Genomic DNA, 3,895 nt, shown 5'->3' with positions numbered 1-3,895 from the left:
TCGTCGATGGCCGGCTCCCAACGCTGACCCTCCTGCCAGTTCGCGCGCAGCTCGCCGAGGTCGTTCCAGAAGCCCACGGCGAGCCCCGCGGCGTACGCGGCGCCGAGCGCGGTCGTCTCCGCGACGACCGGCCGGACGACGGGGACACCGAGGATGTCCGCCTGGAACTGCATGAGCACCTCGTTCTGGACCATGCCGCCGTCGACCTTCAGCTCCTTCAGCGGGTTGCCGGTGTCCGCGTTGACCGCGTCCATGACCTCCTTCGACTGGAAGGCGGTCGCCTCGAGGGCGGCCCGGGCGATGTGGCCCTTGTTCACGAACCGGGTGAGGCCGACGAGGGCGCCACGCGCCTCCGACTTCCAGTAGGGCGCGAACAGCCCGGAGAACGCCGGCACGAAGTACGCGCCGCCGTTGTCCTCGACCGTCTTGGCGAGCTGCTCGATCTCGGGGGCGCTGCCGATGAGGCCGATGTTGTCGCGGAGCCACTGGATCAGTGAACCCGTGACGGCGATCGAGCCCTCCAGCGCGTAGTGCGGCTCCCCGTCGCCGAGCCGGTAGGCCATCGTCGTGAGCAGCCCGTTGGTGCTGTGCACGATCTCGGTGCCCGTCGGGAAGATCAGGAAGTTACCCGTCCCGTAGGTGTTCTTCGCCTCACCCGGCTCGAACGCGACCTGGCCGAAGGTCGCGGCCTGCTGATCGCCGAGGATGCCGGCGATCGGCACCTCCCGCAGCAGGCTCGACGACTCGACGGTGCCGTAGACCTCGGACGAGCTCCTGATCTCGGGGAGCATCGAGGCCGGGATGCCGAGGATGCCGAGGATCTCCTCGTCCCATGAGCAGGTCGCGAGGTCCATGAACAGGGTGCGGGAGGCGTTGGTGACGTCGGTGATGTGCACGCCGCCGTCCACGCCACCGGTCAGGTTCCAGATCACCCAGCTGTCGGTCGTGCCGAACATCAGCTCACCGGCATCGGCCTTCTCGCGGGCCCCGTCGACGTTCTCGAGGATCCAGACGATCTTCGTGCCCGCGAAGTAGGTGGACAGCGGCAGGCCGACCTTCTGCTTGAAGCGATCGACCCCGCCGTCCGCCGCGAAGCGGTCGACGATCGACTGCGTGCGGGTGTCCTGCCAGACGATCGCGTTGTAGACCGGCTTGCCGGTCGCCCGCTCCCAGACGACCGTGGTCTCCCGCTGGTTGGTGATGCCGACGGCCGCGATGTCGTGGCGCGTGATGTCCGCCCGGGACAGGGCCTGGCCGATCACCTCGCGGGTGTTGCGCCAGATCTCCTCCGGGTCGTGCTCGACCCACCCGGCCCGGGGGAAGATCTGCTCGTGCTCGAGCTGGCCGGTCGAGACCACCTTGCCGGAGTGGTCGAAGACCATGGCGCGGGTGGATGTGGTTCCTTGATCGATGGCGAGGACGTAGTCGGCCACAGGTACTCCTTCGTTCCTGATGTGGATGTGGGTTGTTCGGGGTCAGTGCTGCAGCACGGGCAGCAGGACGTAGGACAGCCAGCCGGCGAGGAGGCCGCCGATCAGCGGGCCGGCGATCGGGACCCAGGCGTAGGACCAGTCGCTCGTGCCCTTGTTGGGGATGGGCAGGATCGCGTGCGCGATGCGCGGACCCAGGTCACGGGCGGGGTTGATGGCGTAGCCGGTCGGGCCACCGAGCGAGGCGCCGATACCGACGACGAGCAGGGCGACCGGCAGCGCACCGAGACCGGCGGGCGTGCTGCCCTTGCCGAACGCGATCACGACGAAGACGAGCACGAAGGTGCCGATGATCTCGGTGACGAGGTTCCAGACGAGCGCCCGGATGGCCGGTCCCGTCGAGAACACGCCGAGGGCGGTGCCCGGGTCCGTCTCCTCGTCGAAGTGGCGCTTGAACGCGAGCCAGACGAGGACCGCGCCGACGAAGGCGCCGATCAGCTCCGCGAGGATGTAGAGCAGTGCGACGCCGAAGCCGCCCTTGAACGTCCCGGCCGCCAGCGCACCGACGACGACCGCCGGGTTGAGGTAGCCGCCGGAGGCGTAGGACACCGTGACGCCGGCGAAGACGGCGAGGCCCCAGCCGAAGTTGATGAGCAGCCAGCCGCCCCCGAGGCCCTTGCTGCGGGTCAGGATGGCCGTCGCCACGACGCCGCCACCGAGCAGCACCAGCATCGCCGTACCGACGACCTCGGACAGAAATTGAGCACCTAACGACGCGGTCACGCCAGCCTCTTCCTCGAGTCCTGATGCGGCGGAGCCCCAGCGCGCCGCCGTCCGAGCGTCACCATACTCCCGGCGGCGCGGACCGCTCCCGGCGGTGTCCGACCCCCATCCGCCGCCGCGGAACTCCCGTTCCGGGGCGTCCCGCCGAGTCGTAGAGTCGGCCTCGGACGCGGCGTCCGCCGCATGTTGGAGGCATTCGATGAAGAAGCTCATCCGCGACCCGCAGACCGTCGTCGCCGACGCGCTCGCCGGTGTCGCGCAGGCCCACCCGGGGCTGCTCAGGGTCCAGGGCGACCCGCCGATCATCGTCCGCGCGGACGCCCCGGTCCGCGGCAAGGTCGGCCTGGTCTCCGGTGGCGGCTCGGGCCACGAGCCGCTGCACGGCGGCTTCGTCGGCTACGGGATGCTCGACGCGGCCGTGCCGGGGGCGGTGTTCACCTCGCCCACGCCGGATCCGATCCTCGAGGCCACGAAGGCCGTCGACGGCGGCGCCGGCGTGCTGCACATCGTGAAGAACTACACGGGCGACGTGCTCAACTTCGAGACGGCCGCGGACCTCGCAGCCGCCGAGGACCTGCAGATCGAGACCGTCGTCGTCGACGACGACGTCGCCGTCAAGGACTCCCTCTACACGGCAGGGCGGCGCGGGGTCGCGGGAACGGTGCTCATCGAGAAGATCGCGGGGGCCGCCGCCGAGCGCGGTGACGACCTCGCGGCGGTCGCTGCGATCGCGCGGCGCGTGAACGGGAACGTGCGCTCGATGGGCGTCGCCGTGACCGCCCCGGTGGTGCCGCACGCGGGCACCCCGAGCTTCGACATCTCCGACCACGAGATCGAGATCGGCATCGGGATCCACGGCGAGCCCGGCCGGGAGCGGATCGAGTGGGAGCCGGTCGACGGCATCGTCCGGCGGCTGCTCGAGCCGATCCTCGAGGACCTGCCGTTCACCTCCAGCGACGACGTGCTGCTGTTCGTCAACGGCATGGGCGGCACGCCGCTCCTCGAGCTCTACATCGTGTTCGACGCGGCCGCGCAGCTGCTCGGCGACCGCAACATCCACATCGCTCGCAGCCTCGTCGGCAGCTACGTCACGAGCCTCGACATGCAGGGCTGCTCGATCACCCTGCTGAAGCTCGACGACGAGATGAAGGCCCTCTGGGACGCGCCCGTGCAGACCGCCGCGCTCCGCTGGGGCCGGTGACGGCGGGACCATGGCGGCACTGACGACGGACTGGGCGCTCGCGTGGGTGCGGGGCAGCGCGGCCGCGGTGGGGGAGCACCGCGCTGCGCTCTCCGCCCTCGACCGGGAGATCGGTGACGGCGACCACGGGGAGAACCTCGACCGCGGCTTCAAGGCCGTGCTCGCGAAGCTCGACGCGGCCGAGCCCGGGACCCCGGGCGGGGTCCTCAAGCTCGTGGCGACGACGTTGATCTCGACGGTCGGAGGCGCGTCCGGACCGCTGCTCGGCACGGCGTACCTGAAGGCCGCGGGAGCGATCGGCGACACTGCCGAGCTCGACAGCGGCGCCGTGGTCGCGCTGCTCACCGCGGCGCGTGACGGTGTCGTGCTGCGCGGCAAGGCGGCGCCCGGGGACAAGACGATGATCGACGCCTGGACGCCCGCGGTCGACGCGGCCGCGGCCGCGGCCGCCGCGGGGGAGGAGCCCGCCGCCGTGCTCGCC

The 3,895-nt window shown here is 70.9% G+C and carries 4 protein-coding genes; 2 read left to right on the top strand and 2 right to left on the bottom strand.

The genetic code is table 11. The features are described from left to right. Both glpK and JWQ92_RS11610 read right to left on the bottom strand, forming a co-directional pair. Positions 1–1,433 (bottom strand): glycerol kinase GlpK (glpK, locus tag JWQ92_RS11615; RefSeq protein ID WP_297344622.1); only part of this gene is annotated, 1,433 nt, incomplete at its 3' end. A 42-nt stretch (positions 1,434–1,475) separates the two neighbouring features. Next, positions 1,476–2,213: an MIP/aquaporin family protein gene (locus JWQ92_RS11610; RefSeq protein ID WP_297344621.1), complete on the bottom strand. Its 738-nt coding sequence runs from the start codon at positions 2,211–2,213 to the stop codon at positions 1,476–1,478. 199 nt (positions 2,214–2,412) lie between these two features. Between JWQ92_RS11610 and dhaK the strand changes: the two genes are divergently transcribed. Together dhaK and dhaL are read left to right on the top strand one after the other, a co-directional pair. Further along, entirely contained in the window at positions 2,413–3,414 is a 1,002-nt protein-coding gene (gene dhaK / locus JWQ92_RS11605; RefSeq protein ID WP_297344620.1) for a dihydroxyacetone kinase subunit DhaK, read from the top strand. A gap of 10 nt (positions 3,415–3,424) precedes the next feature. Continuing rightward, a partial coding sequence (gene dhaL, locus JWQ92_RS11600) for a dihydroxyacetone kinase subunit DhaL (RefSeq protein WP_297344619.1) occupies positions 3,425–3,895 on the top strand: 471 nt, incomplete at its 3' end.

This window comes from Amnibacterium sp. (genome assembly GCF_025463795.1).
Classification (GTDB): domain Bacteria; phylum Actinomycetota; class Actinomycetes; order Actinomycetales; family Microbacteriaceae; genus Amnibacterium.
This window is presented reverse-complemented; position numbering and strand designations above follow the sequence as displayed.

Excerpts from the sequence above, each read along its gene's own strand:
- dhaK (WP_297344620.1), top strand. The coding sequence starts at position 2,413 with ATGAAGAAGCTCATCCGCGACCCGCAGACCGTCGTCGCCGACGCGCTC.